Below are 19,666 nucleotides of genomic sequence, written 5' to 3'. Positions count from 1 at the left end.
ATGTCGTTAATACAGCTTAATGGCGTATCACGTCGCTACAAAACAGAAGGCTTTGAAGTCACCGCATTGGATAACGTTTCGTTATCAATCGATAAGGGTGAATTTGTCGCCATTATGGGGCAGTCGGGGTCGGGTAAGTCGACCTTGATGAATATCCTAGGGTGTTTAGACACCCCTTCAGAAGGGGTGTACCGTATCCACGGACAGTCAGTATCCTCGCTAAATCCCGATCAACTTTCTGCCCTTCGCTTGAAAACGTTCGGGTTTGTTTTCCAACGCTATCAGCTACTGTCGTCGCTAAATGCGACTGAAAATGTGGCACTGCCAGCAATATACAGCGGTACGTCTAGCGAAGATCGCACTCAAAAAGCGCAACAGCTGCTCGATAAACTTGGCCTTTCAAGCAGAAAAGAGCACAAACCCGGAGAGCTTTCAGGTGGCCAACAACAGCGTGTCTCGGTAGCGCGAGCCTTAATTAATGGTGCAGAAGTAATACTAGCCGACGAGCCCACGGGGGCGCTTGACTCGGCCAGCGGAGAGCAGTTACTGGCATTGCTTCGCGAGCTACACGCAGAAGGGGTGACTATTATTCTTATCACCCACGATAGTGCAGTTGCTGAACATGCCGACAGGCAAATACACTTACTTGATGGGAAAATTGTAACAGATACCAAAACCGCTGCGCCTAGCACAAGTGAATCAGTTGAAAAGAATACGGCTTCAGTGCAGCACGTACATTCTCAAGAGCCCACGCCGGTACCGGCAATCAAACCTTTTCCAAGTATCTCACTTTTTTCAGCCCTATCTATGGCGTTCACTGCCCTTAGAATGAATTGGTTTAGAACCTTGCTCACTCTCTTGGGAATTATTATTGGAGTAGCGGCAGTGGTGACCATGATGGCCATCGGTGAGGGAGGTAAACAGCAGGTACTTGAGCGCATTGAAACCATTGGCACGAACCTGATTTCGATTAGGCCGGGTGGACGAAACATGCGCTCATCCGGAGATATTGCATCGCTGACACTAGCCGATGCCTCTGCATTGAAAAGTGTTCCGGGTGTGGCTTATGTCGCGCCGGAAAGAAGTGCAAGGGCAACCATCCGCTACAGCGAAAACGATTTTTCAGGACGTATTACAGGCACCACACCTGATTACTTTCATGCTAAAGACTGGGAAATGGCGCAGGGCGTGTTTTTCAGCGATGAAGACGTAACAAATTATGCACCGGTGGTGGTAATTGGAGATACGGTAGCTGAGACCCTGTTTGAAGATAAATATCGGGCAGTAGGCGAGTACATCTTGATGCAAAATGCCTTTTATCAGGTCGTAGGTGTACTTCATTCTAAAGGCGCCAGTGCGGGTGGAAACGATATGGATGACGAAGTGCTCATTCCGGTTACAACTGGCCGTTTGAAGGTATTTGGTCGGGATTACTTAAGCAGCATTACCATAAAGGCAGAAAGTACCGAAGTAGCCACTCAGGTAAAAGACGATGTGTTGGCACTGTTGGTAGAACGTCACGGACAAGAAGACGTGATGGTGCGTACCACAGAGTCACTGGTAGAGGCGGTCACGGAAACGCAAGACACGTTAACTTGGCTCTTGGCGTCTGTTGCTGCCATATCTTTGTTTGTTGGCGGTATCGGTGTAATGAATATCATGCTGGTCAACGTATCTGAGCGTAAGAGGGAGATTGGACTACGCATCGCCACAGGCGCAAAACCTCGCGATATATTGCGCCAGTTCAATATCGAGGCATGGGTAGTGTGTATCTTGGGTGGTATCTTCGGCATTCTTCTGGGCTATTTTGTTGTCCTTATCGTTGCTTCATTCAGTGTGCCTGTCGCCTACACGCTAATGCCGCCCGTTTTGGCTTTTGTCACATCTCTCGCTGTAGGGCTCATTTTTGGTTATGCCCCTGCTCAAAAAGCATCAAAGCTTAATCCCATTGACGCGTTGGCAGAGGAGTAACGCCATGCATTCTTTTCGTTTTTCTGTGCCTCTTGCCGCTCGTTCATTACTGTGCGCGTTCTCTTGTATCGTGCTGACCGCAAGCTGCGCTTATTCACCTTCTACAACGTTGCCCGAAACTGACACGCAGGCGCTACAAAAAGCGAAGTCTGTGGACGCGACTAGTCAAATAACAACATCATGGTGGAAGGTGTTCGAGGTGGCTGAACTTGCGCCCGTTATGAAGACGCTTGAAAGCCAAAATTTAACCCTTAATCAAGCCGAGCAGAGGGTAAAACGAGCGCAATTTCTATTAGCACAAGTTAATGCAGGTGACGTTCCGACTATAACGGCGAGGACATCTGGACGCAGTGGAAGAGACCTAGATAGTGGCCGTTCAAGCCACTCTACCTCAGGTGGACTGGGGTTGAGTTATGACGCGGACATATGGGGTACACGAGAAGCTCAGCAGCGCAGTCGTAAGTTAGGTATCGATACTGCACAGTATCAGTTTACCGATGCGCTGTTAGACACCCAGGCGTTGTTTATAAATACCCTTCTTGAGCAGATTTCACTGCAGTCGCGGCTGTCTATTGCGATGCAAAACGTTGAGATTAGCGAAGCGCTGCTAAACCTAGTTCAAATTCGCTTTGAAGAGGGGGATACCTCAGGTATTGAGGTTTCCCAACAGCGCAATACCTTGATCAGTGCTCAGTCGGAGGTGCTGCGACTGAGCAATAGTTTAACGCTTAATGAGCGGGCATTAGCGGTATTGTTAGGTAATGAATCTATGCAATTTAATACGCCTGAACAAAAAGCGCTGCTTTCCCTTTCGCTAACCGATTTCTCACTGCCCGAAGTGGCACCTATATTAAGCGCTGAGGTATTGAAGCAGCGTCCAGATGTTCAGTTAGCTATAGCGCAATTTAAGCAGGCTGATTTAGCGTTTTACGAAGCGTCAGTGGCAGGTCTTCCAGGCATGAGCTTAAGTGCAGATATTGGTGTGAGTGATCTTTTAGATTTAGCGCAAGGGTGGACCTTAGGCGCAGCAGTAAGCTCAGCAGCAACCCTGTTCGACGGGGGACGGTTAGAAGCTGCAGAGAAGGCTGCAAAAACGGATGTTGACTTGGCGATTTTACAGTATCAGCAGACGGTGCTTAGCGCGATAGAAGCGTTGTTAAATAGCCAAACTAACTTGGTATTCAATCAACAAAACTACCGCTACGCGTTAGCCTCGCTCGAGAACAATCAGCAGCTTTATCGTCTTGCGGATATTCGCTACAAAGCCGGTGACACTGACTTTCTGAATTTGCTTAATGCTCAACGTAGCTTTTTCTCGGCTAGGCAATCTGTGATCAGTAATTATCAAGCCGTACTCTCTTCTGTCATTGCCACCTACAGAGAAAGCGCAGGCGCCGACATCACTTCGCCATAGCATTTAGATTTTCTCAAGCAGCAATACGAAAGCCCTGTGAACAGGGCTTTTTTGTGCGTTTTGTAAGGATTGGTATAAATCCTGTCTGAGTCAGGTTTCGTTCAGCTTCACTCATTAATATAGCCTGTGAACATGTACGAATGAGTTTGGAGAAGCATTATGAAACGTATTACCCTGAGTATTATCACCGGCGTTTGCTTAATGATTGCAGGGCAAGCAAGCGCCCATTCAGGTCATCATTCTCACTCGAATAGAGGGGCGAATGAAAGGGTCACTATTATTACGCAACCTGCTCGTCCGATTATTGACGTAGCCATAAGCGTTCCTGAAATTGGCCTGTACGTTAACGTCTTGCCAGGTGCGCATAGGGTAGAGGTTATCGACAATCATCGTTATTACGTTGCTAATAATCATTACTATCGCAAGCATGGGAATCGCTATGTGGTTGTCGATTCACCCTACAAAAAGGTGAAAAAAGTGAAGCACCACAAGCGCAGTCACGCTAGATATCACGACAACACTAAAGTGATCGTGGTAAGAGAAGGCCGCTAAATTCAGGTTAACAAGCTGGAAAAGATAGGAATAGTGGGGCGTTAAGAGGCTGATGGTTTTTGCTACTAAGCAAAAACCATCAAGTATTCACTAGGCTTCTTTTTTGAGGTCTCGACCAAGCAGAGCTAAGGCCGCCTCTTTAGGGGATTTTCCGTGATAAAGCACAGCATAAATTTGTTCACAAATAGGCATTTCTACGCCTACTTTCTTTGATAAAATGTGCACTTCTTCAGTGTTGCGATATCCCTCAACCACTTGTCCGATTTCGTCAATAGCAACATCGACACTCTTGCCTTGACCCAAAGCCAGCCCAAAGCGACGATTGCGCGATTGATTGTCGGTGCAAGTCAAAACTAAATCGCCAAGGCCTGCCATGCCCATGAAGGTCTCTGGGTTGGCTCCTAACTTCACGCCCAAACGGGTAAGCTCTGCTAAACCTCGGGTGATCAGCGCCGTTCGCGCGTTTGCACCAAAGCCAAGGCCATCGGCTAAGCCCGCGCCTATAGCGATAACGTTTTTAACCGCACCACCAAGCTGAACGCCAGTAAAGTCTGAGTTTTTGTATACTCTGAACGACTTTGCGCAATGCAGCTTTGCTGCAAATTCGTCACTCAGCGTATCGTCAGTGGAAGACAGCGAAATTGCAGTAGGTAAGCCTGCTACCATTTCTTTAGCAAAAGTAGGGCCTGATAACACGGCTAGGGGATAGTCGGTACCCAGTATTTCCTCTGCCACATCGCGAAGCAGACGGCCCGTTTTTGGCTCAAGTCCTTTGGTCGCCCAAATAATGCGTTGATGCGGTTTAAGCAATGGTTTTAAGCTTTGAAGCATAGCCGCAAATGCATGGCTAGGTACAACCACTAAAATATCTTTGCTGGCGGCTACCACTTCTTCTAAGTTGGCATTTACCACTAGGGCATCTGGAAATGTTGCGCCTGGAAGATAACGAGCATTCTCACGGTTCGCTTTCATTTCGGCAATGTGCTTTTCATCACGGCCCCAAAGCAGTGTGGGGTTGCCATTTCTGGCAAGACAAAAAGCAAGGGCGGTGCCGTAAGACCCCGCCCCTAATACTGAAACAGACTCTGAAACCGAATGCGACTTCATGTCCACGCCTTTCATGTTCACCTAATTAGGCGTCCATTTTTGGCGCTTCGCCCTGCGCTTGCTGTGCACGTTTTTGCACGTAAGCTGCAAAGATAGCGTCGAAGTTTACAGGCGCTAGGTTAAGTGGAGGGAATGTTCCACGGTTAACCAAGTTAGAAATGGTTTCACGCGCATATGGGAAAAGCATGTTCGGGCAGAACGAGCCCAGCGTGTGCGCTTTGTTTTGGTCTGGCATTTCGCCAATAGCGAAGATACCTGCTTGTTGCACTTCACAAAGGAATGCTGTTTCTTCACCAAGTGTTGCCGTAACGGTAACTGAAAGTACAACTTCAAATACATTTTCTTCTAGCTTGTTAGTGCTAGTGTCGATGTCTAGTTTAATTTCAGGCTTCCACTCTTTAGTGAAAATAGCTGGCGCGTTTGGAGACTCAAAAGAAATGTCTTTTGTGTAGATACGCTGAATATTGAACTGAGCACTCTGTTGCGCTTGTGCGCCCGCTGCTTCGCCGTTATTTGTCTGATTTTCGTCAGCCATGGTATTTCCTATTTAATTGTCGTTTTAATTTAATGTAGTGCGTTGCTGTATGCGCTGACGCTTTACGCCAAACCCAACATTGGATTTAGTTTGCTTTGTGCTTCCAAAGCCATCATATCGTCACAGCCACCAACGTGCTGATCGTCAATGAAAATTTGCGGAACAGTCCAGCCGCCGTTTGCGCGTTCAATCATCTCGTCGCGCAGTTCAGGCTTAACATCTATTGGGTATTCAATAAATTCTACACCTTTTTGCGTTAGCAATGCTTTTGCACGGTGGCAGTAAGGGCAGTGGCCCTTGGTGTAAAGTTCTACTTTGCTCATAAAGGTTACCTGTTATTTAGAAACGGGAAGGCTGGCACTTTGCCACGCGTTCATTCCGCCTTTTAATACACTCACATTCGCGAAGCCGTCTTTAAGCATCGCATTTGCTGTACCACGAGCCTGATTACCCATAGCGCATACTACGATAATGGGTTTGTCTTTACTGTTTTCAAGTTTCTTGAAGTTTTTCTCACGCAACTCTTCAGGTTTAATTTGTCTGGCACCCAAAATATGGCCAGCTTTAAACTCTTTCGCAGGGCGTGTATCTAGCACTATCGCATCGTCTTTATTCATCAAAACCGTTGCTTCGTGCGTGCTCAATTCTTTTACTGAAGATGTCCATGCACTGATATAGCTAAATATCAACATGGCAATCAGCGCAACCCAAATACCAGCAAGAATAAAGTTGTTGCTAGCAAATTCAATTAGTTGATCCATTACCTCTAACCCTGTCTACAGACCATGAAAAGAGTGCAAAGTATATAGAAAAATGGGCGAGAAACCAGCTTACCTTTCAGTATGATGAATGTCAGTCATAGCGGGTTTGCGCTAAATACTTTAGATGATTGATATTACGAACAAATTGCACTGGGCATATGGAGGAGCGTCAGATACACTGGAAAACGTTGTTAACAGCAACGATGAAACACATTAAGTCATCAATGAAAAAGTTAAGGTTCTAGGCGCACGTATGTCAGTACGATTATTTCTTTCAATCATTGGGTGCATAGTTGCCCTTGCAATTATGCCGATTGGAAGTAGTGCTATTGCACAAGAAGACGGTGCGAATAGTCAAAAAGAAAAATTAGCTGAGTTACAGGCCGAACTGCGCGCTCGACAGCAAGTATTAGAGAACAATAGAGCCAGTGCACAGGAATTAGAAAATGTGCTGAAGGCCTCTGAACTCGAAATCGCTAAAGTGGCGAAAGCACTATCCAGCACCCGACAGTCACTTAAAAACATTGAGCAAGAACAAGCGAAGCTAGAAGAAGAACAAGAAGGGCTTAAAACCGCTATCCGTAAACAGCAGTCACTTTTATCGAGCCAGCTTAAAAGTGCATTTATGGCGGGGCATTACGACTACGCGAAAATGCTGTTTTACCAAGATGACGCGCGAACGTTCGAGCGTGTCATCACCTATTATCAATACGTGGCAAAAGCGCGCCAAAAAGAGATTGAGAGCTTTAGGGGCAATGTTGCTAGGCTTGAAGAAGTTAACGCAGAGCTTAGCGAAAAAGCCTTGTCACTTGCCGCTTTGAAAGATGAGCAAGAAGGTCAGCGAGCAGTACTTATAACCCGCCAGGACGATAGAAAAGCAACGCTTAAGAAAATAAACAAAACCATAGCCTCTGAAAACCAGCGTATTGCGTCACTACAAGCTGATGAAAAAGCGCTGAAAGACGCTATTGAAGCTGCGCGGATTGCCGCAGAACGGGCTGCCCGTGAAGCCGAAGTGAGTATGGATGGACTTGCCAAATTAAAAGGTAAGCTGGCAGCGCCTGTAAAAGGCAGAATACGAAACTTATTTGGTAGTCGCCGCCAAGGTCAAGTGTCTTGGAAAGGCATTGTGATAGATGGTGCCGAGGGCGACCCTGTAAACAGCATTGCGCCTGGAAAAGTGTTGTACGCCGATTGGTTGCGCGGATTTGGTCTGGTCGCTATTGTCGATCATGGCGAAGGGTATATGAGTGTTTACGGTCACAACCAAGCGTTACTCAAGCAAGCTGGCGATGATGTCAGGCAAGGTGAACGCATAGCCCTTGTGGGCCGAAGTGGTGGTCAGGAATATCCTAACCTTTACTTTGAAATTCGTCATAAAGGCAAGGCGCTAAATCCAAGCTCTTGGCTAGACTAGGCAGGTTAATTTTAGATTTTCAGAAACTAAGTTGAAACTGAATCAGTTGTTGGTATTCTATAAAAAACACAGCATTGTGTAGTGTGCGCTCAATAATAATGATGAAAAACGGATGTGACTTAGATGCTTTTGCGTCTGCTAATGCCTTGTATAATCTTTGTTTTATGCGGGCTAACTAGCCTTCAAGTAAAAGCAAAGTCAGACATAATTATAATATTAGATGACCTGGGATACAGGCCGTCCGATGTCGCTGCTTTTTCTCTCCCTAAAGAAATTACCTTTTCTATACTTCCGCAAACGCCGCTGGCTTCTGAAATTGCGCTCCGCGCTGAGCAAGAAGGCAGGGCCGTTATGCTGCATATGCCTATGCAGGCGCAAAGTGGAAAGAACATGGGGCCCCTTGGGTTAACCACTGACATGTTCGCAGGTGCCATTACTTACAATTTGCGAAAGGCAATGAAGAGCGTGCCGAACGCGGTTGGTGTGAATAATCATATGGGAAGTGCGTTCACGGGGCAGCAAAAAGGAATGGAAGCGCTCTTAAAAGAGGTGAAGCGCCAAGGCTTATTTTTTGTGGATAGCCGAACCACGGTACTCACAAAAGGTGAAGAAATTGCGCAGCGGTTAGGTGTGCCTAGCGCAAGCAGACAGGTGTTTCTGGACCATAAGCTTGAGCCTGCATTCTTACTTAAGCAGTTCAACCACATGAAACGTATTGCTAAAAAGAATGGTCACGTTGTGGTGATTGGTCATCCCCACCCAGAAACCGTCGATTTCTTGAAAACTCATATACCCTCACTTGAAAAAGAAGGTTTAACCCTTACCTCAGTAACCGACTATTTTTCACATGCGCCGAAAGTGGCCAAGCAGTTTGGTAAAGAGCGCGATCAAACGGCTTCGCTCAATAACGCCGATGTGAAGGATAGCAAGGTAAGCATGACCGAAGAAAATGCCTTACACAGCAGTGGGCTAATGCACAGCTCCGCAGAAAAAGGCGTTGCTGAGCGCTTAAGTACAGCGCCAAACGAATAGCTTTTTTTCCCCATTTTATACGTAGTTAGTTCATTTTCATCTCGTTAAGATCAAAATTTAATGTGGGAACGTTTCTCATTTCTGTGAGTCTGTTATAATATAACGTCTCTGGCGAATAGTTCGCGAACTCATTTTTTCACGGTGGTAATTAGGGTAATGACTCCAATTGACGAGAATCCAACAAAACTAGACAAACTTGGCATTTGGGTGTCGAGCTTGTGTGCGTTGCATTGCCTCGCGCTACCTGTTTTGGTGCCTCTGCTGCCGCTGATCGGTTCTAGCTTTTTTGCACAAGTGTGGTTTGAAAGAACGATATTAACTTTTTCGTTAATTGTAGGTGCGGTCGCCTTGGTTAGCGGTGCAATTCGCTATCATGGCAAATACTACCCGCTGGCACTGCTGTTTACGGGTGGCGCTATCTATTGGCACAAAGATATCTTTGGGCATCACTACGAACCCTTTACCATCGCGATAGGTGCAGCGCTAATTGTAGCCGGCCACTGGGTGAATATGCGATTGTGTAGACAATGTAAGTGCTGCAAGAATACGGTGTTTTCAGACCACCTTTCAACTGAATTTAAGTAGTCAACTAAGCTGCATTTCATAAAAAGCATTCCAAAAAAAACGAGCCAATGGCTCGTTTTTTTTATAGTGTGAGTCTGTATCAGATACGCGCTCTACAGACTTTTCGCACTGAAAAAGTAGGGTTTAATGCGACAACACATTAAGCGCTACATCGGGCACGTTAGTGAATATGCCCGTCACTCCCCACTCTTTAAGCATAAGCATGTCTCTCGGCTCATCTACGGTATAAACGAATACGTCAAATCCGTCTTTCTGCGCCGTTTGCACAAACTGCTTATCAACGGCGTCTAATGCAATGTTTACGGAATAAGCGTTCAGAGCCCGGGCGCTTGCCGTACAGTCAAGCTCGTAGCTTGCAGATAAGGCGCCGATCTTCACTTCGGGCCACCTAAGCGCAATAGCTTGAAGCCAGTGATGGTTAAATGAAGAGATAAGTAGCTTATCAGCATTAATGCCGCTTTGCTGTAACGCCGCTTTAACGTCTTTAACCCATCTGTCTACGTCGCGTAAGTGTTTTATCTCAATATTGCACCACTTGTCTTTTGGAACACAATTCAGTGTTTCGGTCAGGGTCGGTATGCGCTCTCCATCCCCAATGTCCATTTCTGTAAGGGATTGCCACGGTACGTCAAGTAAATAGCCGGATTCCCGTGCTCTGCGCGTAAGTGTTCTATCGTGAAAAACAATAATGCCGCTTTCGTGCTGATAGGTATCAAACTCAATGCCATCGGCACGTTGTTCGAAAGCCAGTTTAAATGCCTTTACTGTGTTTTCTGGGGCGGCTTTACTGGCACCTCGGTGAGCAAAAATGAGCATAGACATTTCTTCCTTAAAGATCACAACACGGCTTAATCATCTTTTGCATTATGCAACTTATGCGTGTTGAGCGTTTCATAAACTGATGCTGACGTAATAAGAATTCCACCTAACAACGCACTTAAACCAGGTTTTTCGTTAAGCAGAATAATAGCAAGGAAAACGCCATAAAGAGGCTGCATGCAGGCTATGAGCGAAAACGTTTTTGCCCTAAGGTGACGTAGGCTCGCAGCAATAAGTGCATGAGGAAGCGCAGTAAATACGGTACCTAAAAACAATAGCATTAGCCAAGAACTAGTAGACGCTGAGGTTATTGCTGCACTGCCTACCGGCAGCATTAAAATACTGATAACCAAGGTTTGCCACGCCATGGCCTGCGCACCGCTGTAGTGCTTAAAGTGCTTACGATGAATAAGGTTTCTAAACGAATACAAGATGGCGGAGGCAATACCAATAAGAACACCAAGGGTAATGTCATTTTCCAGTGACGTTTCGGGCACTATTAAATAAACGCCAACGACCACCGTAACGGTAGATACGATATCCTGCCAGACCAGCCTTACCCGCTCAAAGAAAGGCTCGATAAGTACCGTGATTACAGGAAAGGTAAAAAGGGCAATCATGCCAACAGACACCCCAGCATATTGCATGGCGGCAAAATAGGTGACCCAGTGCAATGCCATCAGCACGCCTAAACCGAGGGCAACGCCGTAGTCTTTTTTTGAATTCAGCTTTATTTTGTTTTTCGCCAATTTCAAAAAGGCAAACAACGCTATGCAGGCAAATACTGAACGAACAAGAGTGATATCACTGGCGCTAAGTGGTACAAGCCGAGAGAAAAGGGCTGTACCACCAAGTAAAATTACCGTGAAATGAAGTGAGATCAGGCTTTTTTTAACAGCATCCATAAATTAGCTGTCAGCGCCCTCTGACGAAGCCTCGCTCTTTTCGTCACTGGCTGTTTCATCGCTAACGAGCTTATCTTTAGCCCTAGCCTGTGCGGTTGATTTAAGCGCCATAGGCTCACCAAGGCGTGTGACCATACCAGGGGCGAGGTCTTCAAAATCAATCATGTCTTTTTCGAAACACACCACAATGGTCGAACCTAGCTTGAAGCGGCCTAGCTCCGCACCTTTTTCAAGGAAAACTGCTGCTTCACTGTCTTTTTCATATGACCAGTGCTGAACATTTTTACCCGCAGGTGGCGTAACCGTGCCAGCCCAAACTGTCTCAATACTTGCCACAATGGTAGCGCCTACAAGCACCATTGCCATTTTGCCCACAGGCGTGTCGAACAGCGCCACAACACGTTCGTTACGTGCAAACAGACCTGGAATATTTTGTGCTGTAAGAGGATTTACCGAAAAAAGTTCGCCCGGCACGTACAGCATATCAGTAAGCGTGCCCTCAACAGGCATGTGAATTCTGTGATAATCACGAGGGGCAAGGTAAATGGTAGCAAACTTACCATTTTTAAATGGCGCAGCTACATCAGGCTTGCCACCTAATAATGTAGTTAGGCTAAAGTCATGGCCTTTCGCCTGAAAAATACTGTCGCTATGGATATCGCCAAACTGACTTACCGTACCGTCAACAGCATGGATAAGTACGTCATCGTTTTCGTCAATGGTGCGGGCTTCAGGTTTAAGCGGGCGGGTGAAGAACTTATTAAAGCTTCTATAATGCTCTGGTTCCTCATGCAGCGCTTCTGACATATCAACGTTGTATTGCTTAATAAACGCCTTGATGAAAAATGTCGTAACACTACCCATTTCTGCTTCTGCAAGTTTGCCTACAAGGCGTGAAAGCAGGTGCTTTGGTGTAACGTATTGTAAATTAACTTTAAGCCAATCTAACACAAAATATCTCCGTTTCTTTTATGCAAGCAATAACGCATTGCATAGATAGCGTTATTGTATCGTAAGTCGTGGTATTAAGAGCAACTTTAGGGTTATGAGTGCTTACACAAAAGCATAAGCACGTGGTTCACACCAAAAGAATAAATCGCCGATTAAGAGACAGCTATTACACGTAAGCAGTGCGCGTACTTCTTCGGTCGCTCCAACGAGTTTAGCGCTCCAGTGAGGTTGAAAACTAGTGGCAGTTGTTATGCCCCGGGAGGCTGGCTGTGACTAGGGCGCTGCTCTTCCATGGTGGTTAATATTCTATGGTAGCTGTCGAAGCGTTCTGCGCTAATTTTTCCTTCTTCTACAGCTTCTCTTAGTAAGCACCCCGGATCATTTAAGTGCTTGCAGTCTCTGAATTTGCAGCCGCCCAAATAATCTCTGAACTCAATAAAGCCCCATGTAATACGTTCGGTAGGAATGTGCCACAAGCCAAATTCACGTACTCCTGGGGAATCAATCAAATCACCGCCGGCTGGCAAGTGAAGCAATTTGGCCGCCGTCGTTGTATGTTGACCTAGTCCCGAGTTATCTGAAATATCGCCGGTTAATTCATCGGCGTCTGGCAGAACTTGGTTTATAAGGCTCGATTTACCTACGCCGGACTGCCCTACGAAAACGCTGATGTTATCGTTAAGGTATTCATTGAGTTTGCTAATGCCTTCACCGGTTTTGCAACTGGTGAAAAGCACTTCGTAGCCTAAGTTTTCGTACGTCTTAAGCTGCTCTGTGACGGTTGCGCGTTCCTCTTCACTGAGCAATTCTACTTTATTAAGGACAATCAGCGGCGTGATGCCTATGTCTTCACAGGCAACGAGATAACGGTCGATAATATTCAGTGAAAGGGTGGGTAAAATAGCGCTAACCACTATAATACGGTCGATATTCGCGGCAATGGGTTTAATACCGTCGTAATAATCTGGGCGAGTCAGGACGGAGTGCCTGTCTTTTACAATTTCAATAACCCCACTTACACCTGACTCAGCGTCATCCCCTTTACTGAAAAACACCTTGTCACCACACACTACAGAGTCTACCGTGCGGCGAATGTGGCAGCGAGATACTGCGCCGTTTGCGTCTTCAACGTCGGCGTGTTTACCAAAGCGACCAATTACCGTACCGCTTTCTAGCGTGCTTTCATCAAGGTTCGCCGCGCCCTTTGACGCGTGCTTTTCACGCAAGCGCTTGCTTCTATTTGCTGCAACTTGTCGTTTCTGTCGTTGTGTAAGTTTTGGTTTTTTCGCCACGATTCTTTTCTAGTTTCACGTATACTATGTCAATAATACCGTTTGTAGGGCATGGTTGCCATGTCTGTAGCGCAAAGAGGAAAGTAATGAGTAAACACGACAGTAACCTTGTTTGGATAGACATGGAAATGACAGGGTTAGATCCTGAAACCTGTGTAGTAATGGAAATCGCAACCATTGTTACCGACGCACAGCTGAATATTTTGGCTGAAGGGCCTGTAATAGCGGTACATCAAAGTGATGACGTGTTAAATAATATGGACGAGTGGTGTACACGAGTTCACGGTGAAAGTGGATTAACTGCACGTTGCCGAGAAAGTAAAATAAGCGTTGAAGAAGCATCAGCGCAAACTATTGCCTTTTTAGAGCAATGGGTAGATGCAGGCAAGTCACCGCTATGTGGAAACACCATAGGGCAGGACAGACGCTTCATGGTTAAGTACATGCCCGAGCTTGAAGCTTACTTCCACTATAGAAATATTGATGTAAGTACAATAAAAGAACTAACGCGCCGCTGGAAGCCTGAAATTTTAGACGGTTTCGAAAAGAAAGGCGTACACCTAGCGCTTGATGATATTCGCGAGTCTATTGAAGAAATGCGCTATTATCGTGAGAAAGTGTTTACGATTTAGGCATTCAAACATTGAGGTGCAAAAAAAGTAGAATTAAAGGTTGCGTTACCCCAAAATTTTTGTAAAATGCGCACCACTTCAAACGAAGTACCTCTTTTGTTGCGGGAATAGCTCAGTTGGTAGAGCACGACCTTGCCAAGGTCGGGGTCGCGAGTTCGAATCTCGTTTCCCGCTCCAAATTCACTTGCCATAGGTAAGTACCTATAAGATGCACAGCATCGACTCTATGCGGGAATAGCTCAGTTGGTAGAGCACGACCTTGCCAAGGTCGGGGTCGCGAGTTCGAATCTCGTTTCCCGCTCCAAATTTTCAAACATCACGAAAATCGAAACATCAGCAGATGTATTGATGCGACCCCTCAAAGGGCCCGCGACCGAATGTCGGCCAGTTGGCAAATCTCGTTTCCCGCTCCAAATTTTCAAACATCACGAAAATCTAAACATTAGCAGATGTATTGATGCGCCCCCTTTATGCGCCCGCGACCGAGTGTCGGCCATCGCTTCACAAAGCATTCAAATTAGTTTTTGCTACAAACCATAACCTCTTATTTCACTGAAAAGCACCGTGCATACTTGCTCAAGAATCGGCAAGTCGTCAGCTCTGAAAAACGGTTTAAGACCTACTTATTTAAATATACAAGGTGACCTAATTAACTGCGTAATCTTAAATTTATACGAAAGTATAAATTTGCTTGCGCTTATTGCTTCAGCGCCGATTCTGTCTGTCTTTACGCACCGTTGTGAATCCTTATTCATGACTCTTTGCACCTTCCTAGTGCGGTGCCGCCTTGATTTCAACCTAGTTCTCAATAAATCTACATTTTACGAGCTCTTTTGCACATTAAATGTGCATTCGAAAGCCGTTAGTTAAGTCTTTTTGAATATTAAATAGATTTTAGTGGGTAAATATGCATAATGCGCCGTTTTTTAGCGGTAGTTTCACTGTTTACTTGCTTTTTGATAGGCACACCATTTGCAAAATGCATTATGTAAAACGCAAATTGAAAACATATAAAAATAACCATCGCTTTTAGACTCCTCGAAAGTGCCGTAAAGAGCACTCTGGAACGAAAAAGTAATACTTGGAGAAACACACATGGCTTTTGGTTCATCAAAGCAAAACAATATTTCTGCACTAGCAATTGCAGTAGCATCTGCACTTACTGTTAGTGCATCTGCGGTTCAGGCTCAGGAAGAAGCCGCTGTTGAAGAGAAGGATGTCGAAAAAGTAGTTGTAACCGGTTCTCGCGTTGCTCAAGACTCCTCCCTGGAAGCAGCGAGCCCTGTTCTTGCTATTAATGCTGGTGATATCAAAACATCTGGTCAAATAGATTTAGGTGCCATGTTGCGTGAATCGCCTCAACTACAGGCGTCACTGCCGGGGTCTTTTTCTGCATTTAATGGAACCCCACTAGGAGCAAGCTTACTGGACTTACGTAATCTAGGTAGTGAGCGAACCTTAGTTATGGAAAACGGTCGAAGACATGTTTCAGGTATTGAGGGTACGGGCTCTGTTGATGTAAATACCATCTCTACTGCTTTACTTAGAAACGTGGAAGTCCTCACTGGTGGTGCCTCAGCTGTTTACGGCGCTGATGCGGTAACCGGTGTTGTCAACTTTAATATGAGAAACGGAGCCTCGTTCGACGGGCTAGAGCTTCGCACTCAAACAGGTGTGACTGACGATGGTGACGCAAATGAATTCTTTTTATCATTGGCCAACGGCTTTTCTACAGATAAAGGTGATTTAGTATTCGCGGTTGAATACCAAGAAACCAGCCCAGTGTATGCTAGAGATAGAGACTTCGCAGGCTCTGGTCTATATACACAAGTAGCCAATACAGAGGCTACTCAGAGTGCATTTGGTATTGATTCACGCTTCAAGAATACTTGGGTGCCAGATTACAGACTTCCAATTTCAAGTGACAGAGGTGTAATTTCATTAACTGGCAGTGCGTTTGGAGATGTCGCTGGATCCGGCGGCGTGTTAGGTTGCGGCACTATCGGAACGTCCATGTTTCCAACGTGTCAGGTAGTGGGTGAAGACGGCACCTTACGTGCCTACAATCCCGGCGATGTTTATGCTGGACCTTTCGATGCGAGTGGTGGTGATGGTGTACCGGGTAGTCCCGACGCTGAACTTATCCTTCCAGAGTCTAAAAGAGTATTAGTACAGGCAGTGTCAAATTACGAACTAAATGAATTCGTAAATTTCTTTGTAGATGCCAAATTCGTATTTAGCTCGACTAAAGAAACTAATCAGGTGAATGGTTTCAATGACGATATTCCAATCTCACTAGACAATCCGTATATTCCTGCAGCTCTACTGTCTCAAATTAATGAATTACAAGCAGAAGGTGAATCACCAAGCTTGGTAATGTCCCGCGATGTTCTTGATATAAATGCTAATTCAAACCCAGAAGCAGAACGTAAAACGTATCGTATTGTTACAGGCTTCGATGGTTATATCCCTAACACCGCTCTAGAGTACGAGGTTTTCTATAACTACGGTCGAACTGATGCCGACATTACTTCGAACTTGCGCATAGAAGATAGATACTTCGCTGCTATTGACGCTGTAACAGATCCAGCAACTGGCAATGTTGTTTGTCGCTCTGACCTAGACAGTTCTGCGCTTCCTCCTACGTCGCCGTTTCCATCTGCGAATGCGAATTTTGGGTTCTTAACTTTCCAGCCTGGTGATGGTTCTTGTGTACCAGTGAATCTGTTTGGAAAGGATTCAATCAGCGCAGAAGCGGCTAACTTTATATTCCAACCTGGCACTGAGCAGAACGATATAACGCAAGAGAATTTCTTAGCAGTAGTATCGGGCGACTCTTCTGATTTATTCGAGCTTCCGGCAGGCCCTGTTATGTTTGCTCTTGGTTACGAATGGAGAAAAGAGTCAAGTACCTATACGCCAGATCCATACTCCGCAGCAGGCTTAACCTTTGGAACATTAGACTCTCGTAACGGCCCAACCAATCCTTCTGACGGTGAGTACGATGTTTCAGAATACTTTGTAGAAGCAACTATACCTTTACTAGAAGGTGTCGATTTCGCTGAGCGATTAGAGCTGCGCACAGCATACAGAAGCTCAGACTACGACCCATATGGTACGCATGACGCTTGGACGATAGGAACAGTATGGTCACCTGTTGATACATTTAGTATTCGAACGACCTTCTCTGAAGCGGTGCGGGTTCCCAACATTAATGAAGCCTTCGCACCTACATTTGCGGCTTCACTTGGTGCAGGAGATGACCCTTGTAACCAAAACTTAATTAGTGCGGGCTCTGAGTTCAGGGAGGCGAACTGTATTGCACTGATTGGCGACGCGGTAGCTGATGGCACTTATGATTCTACTAACTTCCTGTCAGCGTTTGTTTCTGGTTCAACGGGCGGTAACCCAGACCTTGATCCTGAAGAAGCAGAAACCATCACGATTGGTACAGTGTGGAGACCAGATACAGAGCTCGACGGTATGCTGGAAGGTTTAGTAGTGACGCTAGACTACTATAATATTGAAATTGATGGCCTGATTGATAGCCTTACTGGTTTTGACATTGCATCTAACTGCGTAGACGCGCCAACAATCAACAACCAATTTTGTGACGCAATTGACCGTGATGCTACGAATGGATTTATCACAGATTTTCGTTCAGGGTTTATCAATCTTGCAGCGGTTGAAACATCTGGTATTGATTTCCGCATAGATTATGGCTTTGAGTTGGCTAAATTAGTCGACACAGACGGAAGAATTGAATTCACTATCAACGGAACAAACTTCCTCAAAAATGATGAAGTAAGGGATGTGAGTGCACCTGACGAAGTCACTGATGTTCTTGGAACATTTGGGCGACCAGAGTGGATCGTAAACATGAGTGCAGACTATATAATTGGTGAACTCGTTGTTGGGTGGAGAGGACGCTACGAAGGAAGCCAGCTACTTCCTGGGCTAGAAAACCAGGATATCGAGAGTGATCCTGATTTTATCAGTCAAACTCACACTGGCTCTGCGTTGGTGCATGATTTTTCTGTTTCATACACTTTTGAAGATAGCCTAGAAGTATATGGTGGTATCAATAACGCGTTTGAGGAAGATCCTTACCTTGGCACATTGTCGAGACCGGCAGGACCTAGAGGACGCTTCTTCTACCTAGGCGTAAATTACACAATGTAACGTCTACACAGATATCAAAAAGCAGCTTTTTAGCTGCTTTTTTATATCTCTAAATAGGAATTTATTTGCATCACTACTTCGTTGGGATTATGTTAATGTAACTTCCTCTGGTCTAACCAGTGGCGCGGATTTAATAATCACTCGAAAGATAAAAAGCTCCCAACTATCAGCGTGAACAACTATGTCAAAGAATTACGTACTAAATACATATAACAAATTTATGAAGCTGCCCTTTGGCAAGAAGCTATTTAGCTGGTACTCAGCGCGCAGGGCACCTTATTTTTCTACCGTTTCACCACTTATCTCAGACATTAAACCAAACTACTGTGAAGTGCTTATTAGTAAACGTAAAGCGGTAGAAAATCACATTGGAACGGTTCACGTTATTGCTATTTGCAATGGTCTGGAAATGGCCATGGGGTTTATGTGTGAAGCATCCATACCTAAAAACCTCAGGTGGATCCCAAAGGGCATGGAAGTAAAGTATCCGGCGAAAGCAGACTCAGATATTCGTTGTGTAGCAGAAGTGCCAGCTGACGCATGGAAGCCAGGTGATTTACCTATTTCTGTTAAGGCGTATAACGCTGAAGGCACCGTGGTCGTCGACGGAACCATTACGGTTTGGGTAAGCGAAAAACGCTGATATCACGCTTATAATAAAAGGCCGCGCTTGCGGCCTTTTTTATGCTCTTTTAAAACATTCAATATTAAGTTTTTACTACAGCTACTTTTCTGTTTGACAGAAAATAAAAATCCAACTAAGAATAACCTTGAAAGCGATTAAGGCGCTATATCAGTAGTCTATTTCATTCAACAGTTGGTGTTGCAATTTTGTCTGTGTTTACAACGCAGGTATTAGCGGTGGAAGAGGTTAAGATGTCTGTAATCACAAAAGAGCAAGTCGCAAGAAAACCCTTTATAGATAAGAAAAATTACCCGTACGGCTTTGCCCGTTCAGGAGATTTTTCAATTAATGAAAGTAAGCTTCTTCAGGCTCATGGTAGTTTGTTCGCTGCACTAGTGGACGGGAAAATTACGCCAGAGAATGATGAAGAACAAGCCTATTTAGAATCGGCTCTTGGTCATCGTGACCCTGCAACACCGCAAGAGAAAGCGTGGTTGAAATACCAAGCCAGAATAAACCGTCCAAAAACAGCAAGTATTTATGGCTCTAAGCGTGCTGCTGAACAAGATGTTGACGATGACGACGATATAAGCGATAACAGTGATCTTGATATCGACCTCGATGATTAAGCTTATGCCTTTATGCATCTAAAACGTGTAAAGGCGCCTCTCTTAAAGCAACTATGTTTATTGTTTGCGCTGTTAAAATCGTGTAAATAAATATCCTATTTTCTGTCAAAATTACACTTAAGTCGAAATATTTATCCTAATTATTGCGAATATTGGGATATATATCTCACTTTTACGCAATTTGGTGTTTTATCTTCCTATTACCTTAGATATAGTCGGGGCATCGTCAACGTACGCTGACAAACCCCCCAACCCAT

18 protein-coding genes and 2 tRNA genes are annotated in these 19,666 nt (G+C 45.2%); 12 read left to right on the top strand and 8 right to left on the bottom strand.

Going from position 1 to position 19,666, the window contains the following annotated elements; all coding sequences use genetic code 11:
* The 3 genes from ACFI6J_RS10695 to ACFI6J_RS10685 all read left to right on the top strand — a co-directional run bounded on the left by ACFI6J_RS10695 (position 1) and on the right by ACFI6J_RS10685 (position 3,937).
* A complete protein-coding gene (locus ACFI6J_RS10695; RefSeq protein ID WP_462586083.1) occupies positions 1–1,971 on the top strand; it encodes a MacB family efflux pump subunit in 1,971 nt (656 codons plus the stop codon).
* Between the two features lie 4 nt (positions 1,972–1,975).
* Positions 1,976–3,385 carry a TolC family protein gene (locus ACFI6J_RS10690; RefSeq protein ID WP_462586081.1) on the top strand — a complete coding sequence of 470 codons (1,410 nt, stop codon included), beginning with the start codon at positions 1,976–1,978 and terminating at the stop codon, positions 3,383–3,385.
* 159 nt (positions 3,386–3,544) lie between these two features.
* Positions 3,545–3,937, top strand: a complete 393-nt coding sequence (locus ACFI6J_RS10685; RefSeq protein ID WP_039231040.1) for a hypothetical protein — start codon at positions 3,545–3,547, stop codon at positions 3,935–3,937.
* Positions 3,938–4,027: 90 nt separating this feature from the next.
* On the opposite strand, the gene gpsA is transcribed toward ACFI6J_RS10685, so the two are convergent.
* From gpsA to ACFI6J_RS10665, 4 genes are all read right to left on the bottom strand, one after another.
* Positions 4,028–5,059, bottom strand: a complete 1,032-nt coding sequence (gene gpsA / locus ACFI6J_RS10680; protein WP_462586079.1) for an NAD(P)H-dependent glycerol-3-phosphate dehydrogenase — start codon at positions 5,057–5,059, stop codon at positions 4,028–4,030.
* Between the two features lie 10 nt (positions 5,060–5,069).
* Positions 5,070–5,579 (bottom strand): protein-export chaperone SecB, encoded by a 510-nt coding sequence (gene secB / locus ACFI6J_RS10675; RefSeq protein ID WP_014948068.1) that lies wholly within the window; start codon positions 5,577–5,579, stop codon positions 5,070–5,072.
* A gap of 62 nt (positions 5,580–5,641) precedes the next feature.
* On the bottom strand, positions 5,642–5,902 hold the full coding sequence (gene grxC / locus ACFI6J_RS10670) for a glutaredoxin 3 (RefSeq protein ID WP_014948069.1): 261 nt from the start codon (positions 5,900–5,902) through the stop codon (positions 5,642–5,644).
* A 12-nt stretch (positions 5,903–5,914) separates the two neighbouring features.
* Positions 5,915–6,340 carry a rhodanese-like domain-containing protein gene (locus ACFI6J_RS10665; RefSeq protein ID WP_014948070.1) on the bottom strand — a complete coding sequence of 142 codons (426 nt, stop codon included), beginning with the start codon at positions 6,338–6,340 and terminating at the stop codon, positions 5,915–5,917.
* Positions 6,341–6,593: 253 nt separating this feature from the next.
* Here ACFI6J_RS10665 and ACFI6J_RS10660 point away from each other — a divergent pair, with 253 nt between their 5' ends.
* From ACFI6J_RS10660 to ACFI6J_RS10650, 3 genes are all read left to right on the top strand, one after another.
* Positions 6,594–7,757, top strand: a complete 1,164-nt coding sequence (locus ACFI6J_RS10660; protein WP_239300298.1) for a murein hydrolase activator EnvC family protein — start codon at positions 6,594–6,596, stop codon at positions 7,755–7,757.
* A gap of 123 nt (positions 7,758–7,880) precedes the next feature.
* Positions 7,881–8,789, top strand: a complete 909-nt coding sequence (locus ACFI6J_RS10655; protein WP_462586076.1) for a divergent polysaccharide deacetylase family protein — start codon at positions 7,881–7,883, stop codon at positions 8,787–8,789.
* A gap of 156 nt (positions 8,790–8,945) precedes the next feature.
* Positions 8,946–9,374 (top strand): MerC domain-containing protein, encoded by a 429-nt coding sequence (locus ACFI6J_RS10650; RefSeq protein WP_014948073.1) that lies wholly within the window; start codon positions 8,946–8,948, stop codon positions 9,372–9,374.
* Between the two features lie 123 nt (positions 9,375–9,497).
* Here the strand turns inward: ACFI6J_RS10650 and ACFI6J_RS10645 are convergent, their stop codons facing one another.
* The 4 genes from ACFI6J_RS10645 to rsgA all read right to left on the bottom strand — a co-directional run bounded on the left by ACFI6J_RS10645 (position 9,498) and on the right by rsgA (position 13,341).
* The gene (locus ACFI6J_RS10645; protein ID WP_462586125.1) at positions 9,498–10,190 is read right to left on the bottom strand and encodes a glycerophosphodiester phosphodiesterase; all 693 of its coding nucleotides are present in this window, start codon (positions 10,188–10,190) and stop codon (positions 9,498–9,500) included.
* Between the two features lie 32 nt (positions 10,191–10,222).
* On the bottom strand, positions 10,223–11,098 hold the full coding sequence (locus ACFI6J_RS10640; RefSeq protein ID WP_281716506.1) for a DMT family transporter: 876 nt from the start codon (positions 11,096–11,098) through the stop codon (positions 10,223–10,225).
* A 3-nt stretch (positions 11,099–11,101) separates the two neighbouring features.
* Positions 11,102–12,049: an archaetidylserine decarboxylase gene (gene asd / locus ACFI6J_RS10635; protein ID WP_462586074.1), complete on the bottom strand. Its 948-nt coding sequence runs from the start codon at positions 12,047–12,049 to the stop codon at positions 11,102–11,104.
* A 248-nt stretch (positions 12,050–12,297) separates the two neighbouring features.
* Positions 12,298–13,341 carry a small ribosomal subunit biogenesis GTPase RsgA gene (gene rsgA / locus ACFI6J_RS10630; RefSeq protein WP_039225052.1) on the bottom strand — a complete coding sequence of 348 codons (1,044 nt, stop codon included), beginning with the start codon at positions 13,339–13,341 and terminating at the stop codon, positions 12,298–12,300.
* Between the two features lie 86 nt (positions 13,342–13,427).
* Between rsgA and orn the strand changes: the two genes are divergently transcribed.
* From orn to ACFI6J_RS10600, 6 genes are all read left to right on the top strand, one after another.
* Positions 13,428–13,973 carry an oligoribonuclease gene (gene orn / locus ACFI6J_RS10625; RefSeq protein WP_014948078.1) on the top strand — a complete coding sequence of 182 codons (546 nt, stop codon included), beginning with the start codon at positions 13,428–13,430 and terminating at the stop codon, positions 13,971–13,973.
* Between the two features lie 101 nt (positions 13,974–14,074).
* A tRNA-Gly gene (locus ACFI6J_RS10620) sits at positions 14,075–14,150 on the top strand.
* Between the two features lie 51 nt (positions 14,151–14,201).
* A tRNA-Gly gene (locus tag ACFI6J_RS10615) sits at positions 14,202–14,277 on the top strand.
* Positions 14,278–15,068: 791 nt separating this feature from the next.
* Entirely contained in the window at positions 15,069–18,155 is a 3,087-nt protein-coding gene (locus tag ACFI6J_RS10610) for a TonB-dependent receptor domain-containing protein (protein WP_020745270.1), read from the top strand.
* Positions 18,156–18,336: 181 nt separating this feature from the next.
* The gene (locus ACFI6J_RS10605) at positions 18,337–18,798 is read left to right on the top strand and encodes a hotdog fold domain-containing protein (protein WP_014975511.1); all 462 of its coding nucleotides are present in this window, start codon (positions 18,337–18,339) and stop codon (positions 18,796–18,798) included.
* Between the two features lie 233 nt (positions 18,799–19,031).
* Positions 19,032–19,409 carry a MaoP family protein gene (locus tag ACFI6J_RS10600; RefSeq protein WP_069943639.1) on the top strand — a complete coding sequence of 126 codons (378 nt, stop codon included), beginning with the start codon at positions 19,032–19,034 and terminating at the stop codon, positions 19,407–19,409.
* The last annotated feature ends 257 nt before the right edge of the window (positions 19,410–19,666 follow it).

It is taken from the genome of Alteromonas sp. G4i13 (genome assembly GCF_054960505.1).
Note: the sequence above shows the minus strand (reverse complement) of the source record. Positions and strands in the feature narration are given on the sequence as shown.

Coding starts and splice junctions, on each gene's coding strand:
- ACFI6J_RS10695 (WP_462586083.1), top strand. CDS start 1: ATGTCGTTAATACAGCTTAATGGCGTATCACGTCGCTACAAAACAGAA.
- ACFI6J_RS10690 (WP_462586081.1), top strand. CDS start 1,976: ATGCATTCTTTTCGTTTTTCTGTGCCTCTTGCCGCTCGTTCATTACTG.
- ACFI6J_RS10685 (WP_039231040.1), top strand. CDS start 3,545: ATGAAACGTATTACCCTGAGTATTATCACCGGCGTTTGCTTAATGATT.
- gpsA (WP_462586079.1), bottom strand. CDS start 5,059: ATGAAAGGCGTGGACATGAAGTCGCATTCGGTTTCAGAGTCTGTTTCA.
- secB (WP_014948068.1), bottom strand. CDS start 5,579: ATGGCTGACGAAAATCAGACAAATAACGGCGAAGCAGCGGGCGCACAA.
- grxC (WP_014948069.1), bottom strand. CDS start 5,902: ATGAGCAAAGTAGAACTTTACACCAAGGGCCACTGCCCTTACTGCCAC.
- ACFI6J_RS10665 (WP_014948070.1), bottom strand. CDS start 6,340: ATGGATCAACTAATTGAATTTGCTAGCAACAACTTTATTCTTGCTGGT.
- ACFI6J_RS10660 (WP_239300298.1), top strand. CDS start 6,594: ATGTCAGTACGATTATTTCTTTCAATCATTGGGTGCATAGTTGCCCTT.
- ACFI6J_RS10655 (WP_462586076.1), top strand. CDS start 7,881: ATGCTTTTGCGTCTGCTAATGCCTTGTATAATCTTTGTTTTATGCGGG.
- ACFI6J_RS10650 (WP_014948073.1), top strand. CDS start 8,946: ATGACTCCAATTGACGAGAATCCAACAAAACTAGACAAACTTGGCATT.
- ACFI6J_RS10645 (WP_462586125.1), bottom strand. CDS start 10,190: ATGCTCATTTTTGCTCACCGAGGTGCCAGTAAAGCCGCCCCAGAAAAC.
- ACFI6J_RS10640 (WP_281716506.1), bottom strand. CDS start 11,098: ATGGATGCTGTTAAAAAAAGCCTGATCTCACTTCATTTCACGGTAATT.
- orn (WP_014948078.1), top strand. CDS start 13,428: ATGAGTAAACACGACAGTAACCTTGTTTGGATAGACATGGAAATGACA.
- ACFI6J_RS10610 (WP_020745270.1), top strand. CDS start 15,069: ATGGCTTTTGGTTCATCAAAGCAAAACAATATTTCTGCACTAGCAATT.
- ACFI6J_RS10605 (WP_014975511.1), top strand. CDS start 18,337: ATGTCAAAGAATTACGTACTAAATACATATAACAAATTTATGAAGCTG.
- ACFI6J_RS10600 (WP_069943639.1), top strand. CDS start 19,032: ATGTCTGTAATCACAAAAGAGCAAGTCGCAAGAAAACCCTTTATAGAT.